Source organism: Sediminihabitans luteus (assembly GCF_002797595.1).
GTDB lineage: Bacteria > Actinomycetota > Actinomycetes > Actinomycetales > Cellulomonadaceae > Paraoerskovia > Paraoerskovia lutea.
Window position 1 is genome coordinate 43,046 of the sequence record NZ_PGFE01000007.1, and the last position, 15,371, is coordinate 58,416.

General features: G+C 73.0%; 13 protein-coding genes. 8 read left to right on the top strand and 5 right to left on the bottom strand.

Annotation, left to right across the window (positions count from 1 at the left end; genetic code table 11):
* Positions 1–29 precede the first annotated feature (29 nt).
* A complete protein-coding gene (locus tag CLV28_RS14880) occupies positions 30–689 on the bottom strand; it encodes an SDR family oxidoreductase (RefSeq protein WP_100424135.1) in 660 nt (219 codons plus the stop codon).
* Positions 690–795: 106 nt separating this feature from the next.
* Here CLV28_RS14880 and CLV28_RS14885 point away from each other — a divergent pair, with 106 nt between their 5' ends.
* From CLV28_RS14885 to CLV28_RS14895, 3 genes are all read left to right on the top strand, one after another.
* Entirely contained in the window at positions 796–1,101 is a 306-nt protein-coding gene (locus CLV28_RS14885; protein ID WP_100424136.1) for a hypothetical protein, read from the top strand.
* A gap of 294 nt (positions 1,102–1,395) precedes the next feature.
* Entirely contained in the window at positions 1,396–4,227 is a 2,832-nt protein-coding gene (locus tag CLV28_RS14890) for a PT domain-containing protein (protein ID WP_157802674.1), read from the top strand.
* A 306-nt stretch (positions 4,228–4,533) separates the two neighbouring features.
* A complete protein-coding gene (locus CLV28_RS14895) occupies positions 4,534–5,475 on the top strand; it encodes a hypothetical protein (protein WP_100424138.1) in 942 nt (313 codons plus the stop codon).
* A gap of 173 nt (positions 5,476–5,648) precedes the next feature.
* On the opposite strand, the gene CLV28_RS14900 is transcribed toward CLV28_RS14895, so the two are convergent.
* The 4 genes from CLV28_RS14900 to CLV28_RS16160 form a co-directional block, all read right to left on the bottom strand.
* Positions 5,649–8,003, bottom strand: coding sequence for an RHS repeat domain-containing protein (locus tag CLV28_RS14900; RefSeq protein WP_100424139.1), 2,355 nt, complete (start codon positions 8,001–8,003; stop codon positions 5,649–5,651).
* A 104-nt stretch (positions 8,004–8,107) separates the two neighbouring features.
* Positions 8,108–9,436 carry an NAD(P)/FAD-dependent oxidoreductase gene (locus CLV28_RS14905; RefSeq protein ID WP_203968227.1) on the bottom strand — a complete coding sequence of 443 codons (1,329 nt, stop codon included), beginning with the start codon at positions 9,434–9,436 and terminating at the stop codon, positions 8,108–8,110.
* Positions 9,437–9,572: 136 nt separating this feature from the next.
* On the bottom strand, positions 9,573–9,962 hold the full coding sequence (locus CLV28_RS16155) for a type II toxin-antitoxin system PemK/MazF family toxin (RefSeq protein ID WP_239073307.1): 390 nt from the start codon (positions 9,960–9,962) through the stop codon (positions 9,573–9,575).
* Between the two features lie 41 nt (positions 9,963–10,003).
* A complete protein-coding gene (locus tag CLV28_RS16160) occupies positions 10,004–10,315 on the bottom strand; it encodes a hypothetical protein (RefSeq protein WP_100424140.1) in 312 nt (103 codons plus the stop codon).
* A gap of 126 nt (positions 10,316–10,441) precedes the next feature.
* On the opposite strand from CLV28_RS16160, the gene CLV28_RS14920 reads away from it, so the two are divergent.
* From CLV28_RS14920 to CLV28_RS14940, 5 genes are all read left to right on the top strand, one after another.
* Positions 10,442–11,734 carry a GmrSD restriction endonuclease domain-containing protein gene (locus CLV28_RS14920; RefSeq protein WP_239073308.1) on the top strand — a complete coding sequence of 431 codons (1,293 nt, stop codon included), beginning with the start codon at positions 10,442–10,444 and terminating at the stop codon, positions 11,732–11,734.
* Positions 11,735–11,857: 123 nt separating this feature from the next.
* Positions 11,858–13,039: a toxic anion resistance protein gene (locus CLV28_RS14925; protein WP_100424141.1), complete on the top strand. Its 1,182-nt coding sequence runs from the start codon at positions 11,858–11,860 to the stop codon at positions 13,037–13,039.
* Between the two features lie 89 nt (positions 13,040–13,128).
* Positions 13,129–13,608: a hypothetical protein gene (locus tag CLV28_RS14930; RefSeq protein WP_100424142.1), complete on the top strand. Its 480-nt coding sequence runs from the start codon at positions 13,129–13,131 to the stop codon at positions 13,606–13,608.
* On the top strand, positions 13,608–14,171 hold the full coding sequence (locus tag CLV28_RS14935; protein WP_100424143.1) for a TerD family protein: 564 nt from the start codon (positions 13,608–13,610) through the stop codon (positions 14,169–14,171). Before CLV28_RS14930 ends, CLV28_RS14935 begins: the two co-directional genes overlap by 1 nt.
* On the top strand, positions 14,168–15,301 hold the full coding sequence (locus tag CLV28_RS14940; RefSeq protein ID WP_100424144.1) for a hypothetical protein: 1,134 nt from the start codon (positions 14,168–14,170) through the stop codon (positions 15,299–15,301). Before CLV28_RS14935 ends, CLV28_RS14940 begins: the two co-directional genes overlap by 4 nt.
* The last annotated feature ends 70 nt before the right edge of the window (positions 15,302–15,371 follow it).

Sequence of the window (15,371 nt, forward strand, 5' to 3'; positions counted from 1 at the left end):
GGGCACGCGACGCCCCGTGTACCGGGCGCTCAGGCGATCGGCACGTCCCCGTCGGTGAACCGCACGAACGCGCAGCGCGCGTCGACGCCCGCGACGGTGCCGCTGCCGAGCACGGCCGTGATGACCGCGGCGACGGTGGCGCGCGCGGTCGAGGAGTCCTCGGGCACGGGGTCGCCGTCGGCGAGCACGCGCACCGCGCCGCGCGTGGCGTCGTCGGTCAGGGTGCCGGGGCCGAGGATCGCCCAGTCGAGGTCGGTGCCGCGCAGGTGGTCGTCGGCGGCGACCTTCGCGTCGGCGTAGGCGAAGAACGGGTCGTCGCGGGGCACCCCGTGGTCGTGCACGGCCCCGATGAACGAGACCATGACGTAGCGGCGAACGCCCTCGCTCGCGGCGGCGTCCATGGTGCGGATCGCGGCGTCGCGGTCCACGGAGTACGTCCGCTCGGCGTCGCCGCCCCCGCCCGCGCCGGCCGACCACACGACCGCGTCGTGGCCGCGAAGGCCAGCTGCGACGTCGTCCGCGGAGGCCGTGGCCACGTCGAGCACGAGCGGCTGCGCGCCCAGCCCCGCGATCTGGTCGGACTGCTCGGGGCTGCGGATGATCCCGGTGACCTCGTGGCCGGCGGCGGTGAGGTCACCGATCGCGATCTGCCCGACCTTGCCGTGGGCTCCGACGAGTGCGATCTTCATGGGCCTGCCTTTCGTGGGGGTCCTCCACCGTGGGCGCGACGCGGGCGGGTCGCAACCGCTGGCGCTCGCCGCGCCAGGTGCGATGGTTCACGCTTCAATGACCTGCATGACCCGGTCGTCGAAGATCGTCTGGTACGCGGCGTTCGTCGTCGTGATCGCGCTCGGCCTCGCCTGGTGGGCGGTGTCGACCGAGCGGACGCGCGACGCCGACCGCGCCGACGCGCAGGTCGCGTGCACGCAGGACATCCAGCGCAGCGCGGGGGAGTCGCAGGCCGTCGTGACGAGCTTCGTGTCCGAGCTCGACGGCGGCACGCTCGAGTTCGAGGGCAGCGAGCCGCTCGGCGACGACCGGTGGACGTGCCTCGCGCGTCGGACGACGGACGGCTGGGTCACGAGCACGTCGCAGCGCTGACCCGGCCTGGCCGCGGGCGCGGTCCGGGGGCGAGCGGCGGGTGAATCTCGTGCGGCCCACGGCGAGTGTCGGACGCCGCGTGGGAGCGTTTGCACCGATCGTCGCCCGGGGTGCGGCAAGCCCCGCCTCGCACCGACGGCGTGTGACCGAAACGTGACCGTTGCACGTTCAACTGTTCGCCTAGCATGAGGCGTCGCCGCCTCGGTGGCAGCCCGTCCGTCCACCACGCCGCGCCTCTGCGGCGCACACCGCGACGTCGTCGTCGCTGAGAGCAGGCCCCCCAGCATGCGTTCCGTGTCCCTCACCGCCCCCGTGGCGGCCGTCCTCGCAGCGCTGCTGCTCGTCGCCGGGGTGGCGACGGGCGTGCCCGCGTTTGCGGGCAACGGCACCGGCGGCAACCCCCACGCCACCGCCACGAGCCCGTCCACCGCCGGCAAGGTCACCATCTGCCACGCCACGAGCTCGACGAAGAACCCGTTCACCCAGAACACGGTCTCGTTCAACTCGGTCGACAACCCGTTCGAGGACGGGCCCAACGGCCACGGCGACCACGAGGACGACATCCTGCCCGCGCTCGGCGGGTTCCCCGGCCAGAACCTCGACACGGACTACGACGGGACGACGGGCGCCGAGGTCCTCGCCGCCGGCTGCGCGATCCCCGGCGCCACGACCGACGTGACGTACACCGTCTCGTGCGACGCGGTGACCGCGACCTACCCGAGCGGCATCGACTCGATCGACGCGAACGTGCGCATCCGCACCGCGGACGGCACGCAGACGCTCAACTACCACCCGAACACCGGCGCCCCGACGGGGAGCACGCAGGACTTCCGGTACGCCGACAAGACCACGCTGCCCGCGTCCTACACCGTCGAGTGGGTCCAGGTGAACGGGACGAACTACCACTGGGAGGACGGCCTCGAGTGCGGCACGACGCCCACCGGCGAGCCGACCGACACGCCGACGGACGAGCCGACCGACGAGCCCACGGATGAGCCCACGGGTGAGCCCAGCACGCCCCCGTCGCTGACCGTCCCGCAGTGCACCGAGACGTCGGCGGTCGCGTTCACCGACCTCAGCGCCTGGAGCACCGCCGACACCAAGGGCGGTGGCGCCAACGAGGTCACCGCGACCGGCCTGCACGTCAGCGCCCCGGGCGGCGGCAAGGCGGCCGCCTACTACGGCCACGCGTTCGACCTCGCCGACGCGGGCGCCCCGACGCTCGCCTGGACCGGCACCGGCACCGCCCCCGGCCTGCAGATGGGCGTCGACCTCGACGCCGACGGCGCCTGGGACGGCGTGCTCGTCAACGAGCAGCACGCCTACCCCGACCACGCCGACGAGTGGTGGATCACGCGCGGCACCGCCGGACCGCACGCCACCTCGATCTTCGGGCACCCCGCCGGCACGCTCGACGAGTGGCTCACGGCCTACCCGCACGCCCAGGTCCAGTACGTCGGCTACTCGCTCGGCACGCTCGGCGCCGACCAGTCCGGCGACGGCGTGATCACGGCCCTCACGATCGGTTGCGAGACCTACACCTTCGCCGCGGCACCCGCCGCGCCGACTCCCGCGACGCCCGCCGTCGAGATCAGCCAGCCCGTGTGCACGCCCGTCGAGGGCGAGCTCAAGGGCCAGACCGTGGCCGGCGGCGCCGTCCGCATCCCCACCAACCCCGGCGTCCGCTCGGTCTACGTCTTCAACGGCACCGACACCACGCACGGCAAGCCCGCCGACCTCACGGACCTCGCGCCCGGCACCTACCTCGTGATCGCGACCCCGCAGGACGGCTTCACGTTCGACGGGGCGCTCGCGGAGGGCTGGCGGCTCAGCCCGTCGGGCAAGGCGACGTACACGTTCACGCTCGCGGTCGACGACTGCTGGGAGCCGCTGCCCGCGACCCCCGTGGTCGACGTGACGCAGCAGCAGTGCACGCCCGACGAGGGCGTCAAGGGTCAGACCGTCACGGGCGGCATGATCGACGTGACCGACGCGCTCGGCGTCGCGAGCGTCTACGTGTTCAACGGCGCGACCGTGACGGAGGGCAAGCCCGCCGACCTGCACGACCTCGCGCCGGGCCAGTACCTCGTGATCGCGACGCCCGCGAGCGGCTACACGTTCCAGGGCGCGCTCGGCGAGGGCTGGCGCACGAGCACCGGCGCGCAGGACAGCAAGGCCACGACGGTCGTGACGATCGCCGCGGCCGAGGACTGCTGGGTGCCGGTCGAGGTCACCGCGCTCCCGCCCGTCGTCGACGACGTGTGCGGCCCCGACGACACCATTACGTTCCCCGAGGTCGAGGGCGTCGAGTACTCCAAGAACCTCGCGCCCGACGGTCGCTGGACCGTCAAGGCCGTCGTGCAGGACGGCTACGTCCTGAGCAACGGCTCGGCGAAGAACCCCGGCATCACGTGGTTCACGGTCGACCTGCGGGACGACTCCCTCGGCTGCCAGGCACCGAGCCTCACGGGCTCGGTCGCCGTCGGCGAGTGCGTGGCCGGCGCCCCGTGGATCTCGTACGACGTCACGCTCACCGACCCCGACCACCAGGCGACCGGGAGCACCGCGACCGTCGTCATCACGGACGGCACGCACACCGAGACGGTCGTGCTCGGGGACCTCGTCGACGGGTCGCTCTCGGGTCGCGCGCTGTGGCCCGGCGCGTCGGTCGGCGACGACGGCGTGACGCCGACCGGCTGGCCCGGGTGGGAGCAGGCCGAGGACGGCTCGTGGTCCGAGACCGACGGCAACTACGCCTGGACGCGCGGCGACGTGACCGCGACGATCGAGGTCAACCCGAGCCTCGAGGTCGCGCTGCAGTACCCCGAGGCGACGCCCGAGTGCGCCCTCGCCCCGGCGCCGGAGCCCGAGCCGGGGACCGAGCCGTCCCCGACGCCCGAGCTGCCGACCGACGCCGGCACGACCGACGCACCCACGCAGGTCGCGACCGACGCGCCCCGCGAGGTGCTCGGCACGAGCGTCCCGCAGGAGCCCACGACCGCGCAGGCCTCGGGCGACGGGCTCGCCGCGACCGGCTCGAACGCGATGCTCCTCGCCCTCTCGGCGATGCTGATCGTCGCGGCCGGCGTCATGGCGATGGTCTCGGTGCGTCTGCGCCGCGAGTGATCCGCGGCGGACGGCGCGTGGTGACCACGCGCCGTCCGACCGGGGGGCGTGGTCCGGGACCGTACCGCCCCCGCTCGAAGGTCGGGCCGTCATGGTCCGCTTGCCTGCGCACGCGGTATGTTCTCCCGCGGTGGCCGGGGAGCGGCCCTCGGCGAAAGGCTTCACGTGCTGGCACATCGCACTGTCGGGGCGCGTGCACTCGCGTCACTCGCGCTCGTCCTTGGTCTTCTTGGCGCCGGGCTCGGCCCTGCGGCTGCTGCGGACACGTCCGCTCCGGTCCTGACGCGCGTCACCACGCACTCGGACGTGCGGGCCTCGGGCGCGACGACCAAGGTCTGGGTCTCGTGGGAGGTCGCAGGAGCGGAGAACGTCGTCGTCGACGTCGCCTACCGCACGGGCCGCACCGGCCAGGGCTTCGGGGAATGGGTCCATCCCGACGCCTGGAAGGGGCTGAGCGGGCAGGGGCAGTACCTCGCAGCGAGGACGGGCGACCACGTGTGCTTCGCGCTCAGTGCACGTGACGCGTCAGGGAACCGCAGCGCCTGGGTCAAACCGCGGTGCACCTACGTCGACGGCACAGCGCCCGTGCTCACCTCGCTGAGCCTTCCCGACGCGGTCGCCCCCGACGGATTCTCGATCGGGACGACGACCGCCTCGTGGACCGTGCGCGATGACCGGTCCGTGACCTCCTACGACGTGTGGCGGCGGACGTACGCCGCCGTTCCGCAGTACGGGGCGACGCCGACGAGGTATGCGCTCGGGTGGGACGACCCCATCGTGACCACCGTGAGGAGCGCGCGGACGAGCGTCGAGCAGCTCATGGGGCAGACCGGGTGCATCAAGGTGCGCGCCCGGGACGCGGCGGGCAACGTCGGCCCGTGGTCGGGTCAGCACTGCACGAGTACCGTCATGGACGGGCAGTGGTTCGCGTACTACGCCCCGGCCTGGTTCAGCTTGCGCACGCTGCAGAACAACTGGGCCGAGGTCGCACCCGGCACGAGCCTGCGCTCGACGCACGGCGCCATGGGACGTTCGGTGCGGTTCCGCGTCTCGTCAGGCCCGAGCGCGGGGTCGTTCGACGTCTACAGCGGGTCGACGAAGATCGGCCATGTGAACGCGTACTCGTCCGCCGCGGGGACCAAGACCGTGACGGTCCGGGCGTCGGCGCCGTTCCGCGGATATCTGACGCTGCGCTCCACGTCGTCGCGCGGGACGGTCGAGATCCGCTCCTGGGCTGTGATGCCGTAGTCCGGGCCACCGTCGAGGCGTCGACGAGCGCGGTGCGTCTGCGCCGCGAGTGACCCGCGGCGGACGGCGCGTGGTGACCACGCGCCGTCCGACCGGGCGAACGAACGCCGGGCCACCCTCGACAGGGTGGCCCGGCGTTCGTCGTCCTGCTCAGGACGTGCGGTGGGTCGGATCTACGGCAGGACGACCCAGTTCTTGATCTCGGTCGTGTACTTCGAGGTCTGCTTGAGCGTCAGCTGACCGCTGAAATCCTTCGAGGCCTTGAGCGTGACGACCTTCGACCCCGACCGCGACGCATAGGCGCTGACGTGACCGATCTTCCGCGAGCCGGCGTAGACGTCGAAGCCACCCTGCTGGGTACCCCCGTTGAGGGTGAACCGGATGGTGCGCCCGGTCAGGGAGGCCGTGGACCGCACGCTCGTGCCCGGAGCCACGGGGCGCCACTTCGCGGTGCGCGAGAGCCCTGCGCGGTTGAAGTCGGCGCCGACCTTCGGGGTCGAGGCGCAGTGCGACAACGACCACGGGCTCACATGCCCGACGGCGTCCCGCGCGCGGACGCGAACGCACTCGGTCTGGCCGCCCATGGGCTGCGCGTGGGTGCTGGTGGACGTGCCGACGGTCTCGATCCACGCCGTGCCCCACCCGTGGATCGGCTTCCCCATGTCGTCGGTCGACCGGTGAGGGCTGTAGGCGCGGTGCCAGACCTCGTACGTCACGGGCGTGTCGTCCCTGGCCGTGAAGCGGACCCGGGTCGCCCCGTAGGTCCCCGCGGGCAGGAACGGCTGGGCCACGGTCACGGACGTCATCTTCGGCACGGTGCCGTCGACGTAGCTGCAGGCGGGCTTCTTCCATGCGCCCGAGTTGCCGACGCGGTCGCGCACGTGCACGGCGAAGCAGATGTGGTCACCGTCCTGCGCGGACACGTACACGCCGCTCTTGCTGATCCCTTCCCACGCGCTGGGGTGCACCCAGTCGCCGTAGCCCTTGCCCGTACGGCCCTTGCGATAGGCGACGTCGTAGACCTCGTCGCTCGTGCCCCCGGCGTCGATCGACTCCCAGGACACCCACACCTTGGTCGAACCGGCAGCGCCCTTGACGACGGGGTGGGTCCTGATGCTGGTGAAGGTGGGAACGGTCGCGTCGATGGTGATGCAGTGCTCTGCGCCCCACCCGCCGACGTTCCCGCGTCCGTCGTCCGCCCTCATCTTGACGCACGTGGTGGAACCAGCGGGAGCTGTCGTCGTCCAGGACCTCGTGGAGACGGCGGGCACGGTCCGCCAGTCGCCGAAGCTTGCGGCTCCGGACGATCTCTCCCGCACCAACACCTCGTAGGTGAGGTCGGTGCTCGGGACGAAACCAGGATCGGCAGTGTCGGTCGAGTAGCCGTAGAAGGTGATGTCGTTCGTGTACGAAATTTCTCCCCCGCCATTGACGGTCGGGGCACTCGGTGCGACGTGGTCCTCGACCTCTGCGGCCGGGGCGCTCTGCGGGGTGTGGACCACCAGGTGCGCGACGCCGTCGGGGCCGGCGAAGGCGAAGCTCGCCCCGCTCTCGTCGAGGTCAAGGGCTGGCGCGGCCCCGACAGGACCGTAGGTCGTCGTGGGGTGCGACCCGGTCGAGTCGCGGACGACGGCGACGCCCCCGGAGCCTCCGGCATCGCGGAGCCCGGCCACGAATCCGGCCCCAGCCCTCACGTCGTCGAGCTCTGAGAGCTCGGGGATCGCGGACTGGGTGGCGTAGACCGCTGACGTATCCACGACCGTCCAGCCCGCTGCGCACCGTCCGACCGCCCAACGACCGAACACGTCCAGCTGTGTGGACGTGCACATTCGCCTCGTGGTCCTCGTCGTGCCGTCGGACGCGACGAGGCTGCCGAAGATCGTCGTCCACAGCAGTCCGCCGTCGAGGTCGGTGACAAGGTCGCCGCTCACCGGGATCTTGCCCAGCACCGCCCCCGTGGTGGTGGTCTGCTTGACCCACTCGCGCGCGCTCTCGCCGGGGACGAGAGCTTCGAGCCCGTCCTGGCTCACGCGCGAGCGCGGCGGCAGCATTCGCGTCGCCCCGTCCCCGCCCCAGGTGACGCGGACGTCGCCCGTGGACGTGCTCGTGACGAGCACCTCCCCCTCGGCGGCGACGACCCGGTCACCCTCCGGCAGCGTCGCGGGGACGTCGCCCCATCCGAGGACCCAGCCGGCGGCCGGGTTCGTGCGGTCGTACGAGACGAGCCGGACGCCGTCCGCGAACTCTGCCTCGGCGACGAGCGAGGTGTCCGTGACGCCGATGGTCCCGGTGAGCGTCGCGCCCTCGGGTGCTCCGACGAGCGCGCCCGGCAGCACGGGCGTCTCGGCGGGGAGAGCTCCGGCGTCGGTGCTGGCCGACGCACGGGCGGCCGGGTCGGCGGTCGCTGCCGTGGTCCCGGTGAGCGTGATGCCCAGGCCGAGGGCGACTGCGGCGACGGCCGCGGTCCCTCGTCTCCCGAGCGGGAGAAGCGTCCTCCAGGACGGTGTGGGCTGGCGGCTGGACGACATCGGCGGCTCCCTTGCTGCGGCAGCCCCCGTGGCTGCCGCAGGCAACATAGCGGACTTTCCCGGCTGTCTTTCGCTCGGTCCACAGGGTCGCGGTGCGCGTCCCGTCAGTCGCTCGTCGGGAACGCCTCGGCCGGGGTCCCGGGCCGCTGACCCTTGGGCGGCCGCACGGTCGGCACGTCGCCGACGATCGGGACCGGGTTGCGGTGGAACGGGAAGCCGTAGCGCGAGACGAGGCCCGCGAGGGTCGTGAGCCGGTTGCGGGGCCCGATGAGGCTCATGACGTGCACGAACAGCCACATGAGCCACGCGAGCCCCCGCGTGACCTGCACCTTGTCGAAGAGCTGCGCGACGGCCGCGCGGCGCCCGATCACGGCCATGGTGCCCTTGTCGAAGTACTTCAGGGGCGTCGTCGGGAGCCCGGCGAGCGCTGCCGCGATGTTCTCGCCCACGTGCTTGCCGCCCTGGATCGCGGGCTGCGCGAGCTGCGGCAGCTCGTCGGGGCCGATCGCGACGTCCCCGACCGCGAACACGTCGGGGTGCCCGAGGACCCGGTTCTCGGCGTCGACCTGGATGCGCCCGCCCGGCCCGCGGGGCAGGCCCCACGCGTCGACCTCCTCGTGCGGGTGCACGCCCGTGGCCCACACGGTCAGGTCGGACGGGATCACGGTGCCGTCGGTCAGCACGACCGCGTCGGGCAGCACCTCCGCGACGCCCGTGCCCAGGTGCAGGTCGACGCCGCGGCGCGCGAGCTGCTCGGCCGCGTACGTGCGGAGCTTGGGCCGGAAGTTCTTGAGCAGCTCGGTGCCGCGCTGCACGATCGTCACGGAGAACGCGTCGCCGTCGATCTCGGGGTACGCGGGGCGCAGGCCCGCGTCGCGCAGCTCGGCGAGCGCGCCCGCGACCTCGACCCCGGTCGAGCCGCCGCCCACGACGACGACACGCAGCCCGTCGTCCGTGCCCGGCGTCGACGCCGACTTCTCGAGCCGGACGAACAACGTGTCGCGGATCTTGAGCGCCTGCGAGCGCGAGTACATCGCGAACGCGTTCTCCTTGGCGCCCGGCGTGCCGAACCAGCTCGTGGTCACGCCGTTCGCGAGCACGAGGTGGTCGTACGAGATCTGCTCGTCGTTGAGGAGCGTGATGGTGCGCGCCGCGGTGTCGACGCCCACGAGGTGCTCGTGCAGCACGCGCACGTTGGGCTGCTGCTGGCGCAGGCTCCGCAGGAAGTACGTGACGTTGCCGGCGTTGAGGCCGCCCGTCGCGACCTGGTAGAGCAGCGGGTTGAACGTGTTGTACACGCGGCGGTCGATCAGCGTGATCCGCACGGGCGCCTTGGCGAGCGCCTTGACGCACGCGAGCCCGCCGAACCCCCCGCCGACGACGACGACGTGCGGCAGCGTCTCGTCCGCGACGGGACCTGCTGCACTCGTCACCTGCGAGCCACCTACGTTCGAGCCCACGACGGCCCCTTCCCTCGACGTGTGCGGGACGACGCTGTTCCGGGGCCGGGTGGCCCGGCGTCCACGGTAGTGCGCCCGACGGGTCGTTGCCGAACGCGGGCGCCGCGCGTCAGAGTCCGAGCATGTCGCGGAGCCAGCCGTCGACCTCCGTGAGCGTGCGGGCGTCGACCAGCCCGGCGACGTCGTGCACGCGGGTGCGGGACACGGTGCGGGGCTGCTCGGTCATCGCCCAGCTCGGGCGGGCGAGCCCGTGGCGTCCGCGCAGGGGGACGTGGTTGGACCAGCCGCGGTCGACGCCCGTCACGGGAACCACGACCACGAGCGTCGTGACCGTGCGCAGGTACTCCTCGCTCGCGACGACCAGGGCGGGCCGCCGGCCGGACTGCTCGCGCCCGACCGTCGGGTCGAGGTCGACCCAGACGACGGACCCGCGGTGCAGCGGGGGAGTCGGTACAGGGTTCGGTGTCGCAGTGTTCGTTGTCGCGGGGTCCGGTGTCACGGGGTCCGGTGTCGCAGGGTGAGCGCTCACGGGGCCGTCCGTCAGCGCGTGCGGGGCGACGGGGCAGGGTTCAACCGGGCGGTGTCCAGTCCGGCGTGGTCCAGTCCGGCGTCGTCCAGCCCGGCGTCGTCCAGCCCGTCGCCCGCGACGGCCTCCCACGCGCGGCTCTCGGGATCGCTCGCGGCGTCCGGGGTGCGGGCCATCTCGTCGCGCAGGCGGGCGAAGCGCTGCTCGCGGAGCCATGCCTCGAAGAGCTCCTCGACGAACGACCCGACCGGCACGCCGCGCTCGCGGGCCGCCGCGTTGAGGTGGTCGCGCAGCGCGCTGTCGATCTTGATGGTCGTCGCGGTCACCCGCCCGAGTATACGTGAGGTATACCGCGCGGGCGAGGTCGCCCGCGGCGTCCGCCCTGGGGGTGCCCGGGTCTCGCTGGCTGGGCGCAGCGCTGGACCGTCAGCGCGCGCTGTCATGATCCTTCGGTGCCCCTCCCCAGCAAGCCCCTGACCCGCCGCGTGACCTTCTGGCTCGGCCTCGGCGGCCTCGTGCTCTTCGTGATCGCCGGGCTCGGCGCGGACGGGGCGGCCGGCGCGCTCGCGTTCGGCGGCCTGTTCGTCGCGGTGTGCGCGCTGTGGGGCATCCTCACGACGCGCCCCTGGTGGGGTCGCACGTCGCGCCGCGGCGCGACGGTCGTGGGCGGGCTCGCGCTCGTCGCGCTCGTCGTCGGCGGTTCCCTGGGGGCCGGCGTGACCGACGACGTCCCCGCGGCCGCGTCGTCGACCCCGGCCGCGTCGTCGGCGGGCACCGCACGGCCGACGGCCACCGGCACGGCCTCCCCGAGCGCCGCCCCGACTCCGTCGGCCGAGGCCACCGCGAGCAGCGGCGCGACGGGTGGGTCCGCGACCGGCACGGCGGCTGCCGCGCTCGCCGAGCTGGACGTCAAGGGCCGGGCCCCGAAGACCGGCTACGACCGCGACGCGTACGGTCCCGCGTGGGCCGACACGGACCACAACGGCTGCGACACGCGCAACGACATCCTCGCGCGCGACCTGACCGACGAGACCTTCAAGTCCGGGACGCACGACTGCGTGGTGCTCACGGGCACGCTCGTGGACCCGTACGGCGGGGAGACGATCCACTTCCAGCGCGGGCAGGACACGTCCACCGCGGTGCAGATCGACCACGTCGTGGCGCTCTCGGACTCGTGGCAGAAGGGCGCGCAGCGGTGGGACGCGGCGACGCGCAAGGAGTTCGCGAACGACCCGCTCAACCTGCTCGCGTCGGACGGCCCGCTCAACATGAGCAAGGGCGACGGGGACGCGGCGACGTGGCTCCCGCCGAACAAGGCGTTCCGCTGCGACTACGTCGCACGCCAGGTCGCGGTCAAGCACGCCTACGGGTTGTGGGTCACGCAGGCCGAGCACGACGCGATCGCGGACGTCCTGGCGACGTGTCCTGGCGAGCCGCTGCCCGACGAGGAGGCCGCGACGACGCCGGTCGTGGTCGCGGGCGCGTCGTCCGGAGGGTCGTCGGGCGAGAGCTCGTCGTCCGGGGGTGGGGACGACGCGTCGTCCGGCACGAAGCCCGCGACGACGCCGAAGCCTGCGCCGAAGCCGACGACGAAGCCCGCACCGAAGCCCGAACCCGAGCCCGCGGACGTCTACTACGAGAACTGCACGGCCGTGCGCGCGGCGGGCGCCGACCCGATCCGGGTGGGCGACCCCGGCTACTCGACCAAGCTTGACCGGGACGGCGACGGCGTCGGGTGCGAGTGACGGCCACCTGACCGGGGCGTTGTGCTGCGGGAGAACAGGAGTTCTTGACCCTGTCTCGACGCAACCGACACTGTTAGATTTGCCCGTGGTCCCGCACCCTGCGATGAAGAGGTCGATCTCCTGATGTCCATGCCTGCCGGCGCTGCCGCCCCCCTCGTCCTCGACGCGCCTGCCGCGCCTCCCGCGGTCTCGCCCGAGCAGGCCGCCGCCACGATCGCGGCCCAGAACCAGGGCACGGCCGCAGCCGCGCAGACGGAGGCCGAGCGCAAGGCCGCGGCGTTCGTCGAGGAGCTCACCGCGATCGACGCCAAGTCGCCGCAGTTCTCGCGCAAGGTCGACGGGATCGGCGCGCTCGGCGACAAGGAGGTCCGCGCGTCGGCGCAGGTCTCGAACCGCATGCTCGAGCGCCCCGCGATGCAGTCGTCGTCGGGTAGCCCGCAGAGCAAGGTCGGGGCGACGCTCGTCGACCTGCGCATGACGGTCACCGAGCTCGACCCGAACCGCGCCGACCTCACGGGCATCAAGAAGGTGCTCAAGTGGCTCCCGGGCGGCAACAAGATCGACCGCTACTTCGCCAAGTACCAGTCGGCGCAGTCGCACCTCGACGCGATCATCCGCTCGCTCGCCTCGGGCCAGGACGAGCTGCGCAAGGACAACGCGGCGATCGAGATCGAGCGCAACCGGATGTGGGAGACCATGAACCGGCTCGGCGACCTCAAGATCGAGCTCGAGGCGCTCGACGCCGCGGTCTCCGAGAAGATCGCGTACCTCGAGGCGACGGGCGACCTCGAGAAGGCCGAGGCCATGAAGTCCGACGTGCTGTTCGCGGTGCGCCAGCGCCACCAGGACCTCATGACGCAGATGGCGGTCTCGGTGCAGGGCTACCTCGCGATGGACCTGATCCGCAAGAACAACATCGAGCTGATCCGCGGCGTCGACCGCGCGCAGACCACGACCGTCGCGGCGCTGCGCACGGCCGTGATCGTGTCGCAGGCGCTGGGCCAGCAGAAGCTCGTGCTCGACCAGATCAACGCGCTCAACTCGACCACGTCGAGCCTCATCGAGTCGACCTCGCAGCAGCTGCGCCAGCAGGGCGCCGAGATCCAGCAGCAGGCCGCGACGAGCACGATCGAGGTCGAGAAGCTCCAGGCCGCGTTCGAGAACGTGTTCGCGACCATGGACGCGATCGACTCGTTCAAGGCCCAGGCGACCGACACCATGGCGGTCACCATCGGCCAGCTCGAGCAGCAGGTCGAGCGCGCCAAGCCGTACGTCGAGCGCGCACGGCGCTCGCTCGACGGCTGACGACGCGCGGCGGGCCGGGTCGACCGGCCCGCCGTCGCGTCGCCCGCACCCCCGAACACGCAGTCCGCTCCACGAACGAGGTCGTCCCTGTGCCCCGCTGGCTCTCCCGGCTCTTCGACCCGGAGTCGTCGCGCCCTGCCGCGGCGGTCGCCGACACCGTGCAGGAGCCCGACAGCCCTGCCGCGATGTCGCGCCACCTGCGGGTGCTCGTCGGCGAGATCAACCGCAGCGCGGGCAGTCTGCCCCCCGAGGGCGTGGTGCTCGCCAGGCAGATCACCGACCTCACGGGCGAGGTGCTGCGGCAGTCCGAGGTGCACGCGATGAACATCCACGCGCGCGTCTCGCTCAACGCGGTGATCCGCGACTACCTCCCCACGACCCTGCGCACGTTCGTCGCCGCGACCCGCGCCGACACGAGTGACGCACCGGCGCGCCAGCTCACGGAGCAGCTCGTCGCGCTGCGCGACTCGGTGCGCGAGACCGTCGCCGCCCTGCGCGACGACGACGTGCGAGCCCTCGAGGCGCAGGGCATGTTCCTCAGCACGAAGTTCGGCGGATTGGACCTCTGATGGCTGGCATGGCACGCGGCGCGAACGTCGCCCTCACGCGCGAGATCCCGGACCTGCGCACGGTCGTGGTCGGCGTCGGGTGGGAGCAGGGCCTCGAGCAGGGGCTCGCCGACAACCTCACGCTCGCCGCGATCCTGTGCGACTCCTCGGGCCGGGCGACAGGCGCCGAGGACTTCGTGTTCTTCAACCAGACGGTGTCGTCCGACCTCTCCGTCGCCGCGATCGAGGACGCGCTCGGCAGCGACGCCGAGCAGGTCGAGATCGAGCTCGCCGCCGTGCCCGCGCAGGTCACGCGCGTCGTCGTCGTGCTCTACGTCAACGAGGGCAGCCCCAAGCGCCGCACGCTCGGGCAGCTGCGCCAGTGCACGGTGCGCGTGCTCGACGGGTCCACGAACACGCAGGTCGTCGCGTCCGAGAATCTCGCGACCGCGTTCGAGTCCGAGACCGCGGTCGTGCTCGGCGAGATCTACCGGCACGGCGAGCACTGGAAGTTCAAGGTCGTCGGCCAGGGCTACTCGTCGGGCCTCGTCGGGGTCGCGCAGCAGTACGGGCTGCCGCTGTGACGCCCGCCCCCACGCACGCACCCGCCTGGGCGACGCCCGGCGCGACGCGCACCGACCTGCCGTTCCTGCGGCACCGCGCGCGCCCGCGCCCCGAGCCGACGCCGGAGCCGGAGCCGACGATCGAGCGGGGGGCTGTCGCGAGCGCCCCGGCGAGCCCGCTGTCCCTCGACGGCCCAGCCGGGCTCGACCTCGCGTCGCCGTCGGCACCCGCTGCCCCGCTGAGCCTCGACGCCCCGGGAGGCCTCGACCTCGCACCCCCGGACGCGGTCGCGTCGCGACCCTCGGCACCGGCGTCCCCGTCGGCACCCGCTGCCCCGCTGAGCCTCGACGGCCCGGGTGCTCCGCTGTCCCTCGACGGCCCGGGTGCCCCGCTGTCCCTCGACGGCCCGGGTGCTCCGCTGTCCCTCGACGGCCCGGCCGCCCTCGACCTCAGCCGTCCGGACGCGACCCCGGCTGCGCCGTTCGCCACCGTCACGCCACCCCCGGCCGAACGCAACCTTGTGCACCACGCGGCGCCGGATTCGGTGCGAAACGTTGCGGTCGGCGGTGGGGGTGCGCCGGCGACCCGGCACCGGGCCCTGCCGCCGCTGCTGCGCGGGTTCCCCGGGGTCCGCGGCGCGGAGCGCCGGGTGCTGACCCCCGACGCGCCCGTGGTCATGCTGGACCGCGTGCAGTCGGGCGTCGGGCCGCTGCGGGTCGCTCTCGCGTCGTCGACGCCCATGGGCATGGCGGTCGCGTACGAGCTCGACGGCCACGAGGGTCTGCTGCGCGGGCCCGTCGGCGGGTACGCGCCGAGCCACCACCGGCCCGTCGTGTCGCTCAGCGGCACGACGCTCGACGTCGACCTCGGGCACGTGCGCGGCCTGAGCCGGTTCCTCGTGATGCTGCGGGCGGTGACGTTCGACGGCACCCTCGTGGTGACGACCCTCGGCGGCGCCCGCATCGAGGTCCCGCTCGCGCACGACGGCGACCCGGGGGAGGACCTCGTCGCTCTCTCGGGGTACGTGGTGCGCGGCGCGCTCACCCTCCGCGCCGAGATGGACGTGCAGGACGACGGGTTGCGCGGCGCCACCGCGGCGTACGGCTACGACGAGATCACGTGGCGCGACCGGGACACCCCGGTGCGCTGACGACCAGCACGACCCCGCAGGACCGAGCACGGGCACGACGGACCGCACGACCAGACCGAGCAGCACGCGA

Coding starts and splice junctions, on each gene's coding strand:
- CLV28_RS14880 (WP_100424135.1), bottom strand. CDS start 689: ATGAAGATCGCACTCGTCGGAGCCCACGGCAAGGTCGGGCAGATCGCG.
- CLV28_RS14885 (WP_100424136.1), top strand. CDS start 796: ATGACCCGGTCGTCGAAGATCGTCTGGTACGCGGCGTTCGTCGTCGTG.
- CLV28_RS14900 (WP_100424139.1), bottom strand. CDS start 8,003: ATGTCGTCCAGCCGCCAGCCCACACCGTCCTGGAGGACGCTTCTCCCG.
- CLV28_RS14925 (WP_100424141.1), top strand. CDS start 11,858: ATGTCCATGCCTGCCGGCGCTGCCGCCCCCCTCGTCCTCGACGCGCCT.
- CLV28_RS14935 (WP_100424143.1), top strand. CDS start 13,608: ATGGCTGGCATGGCACGCGGCGCGAACGTCGCCCTCACGCGCGAGATC.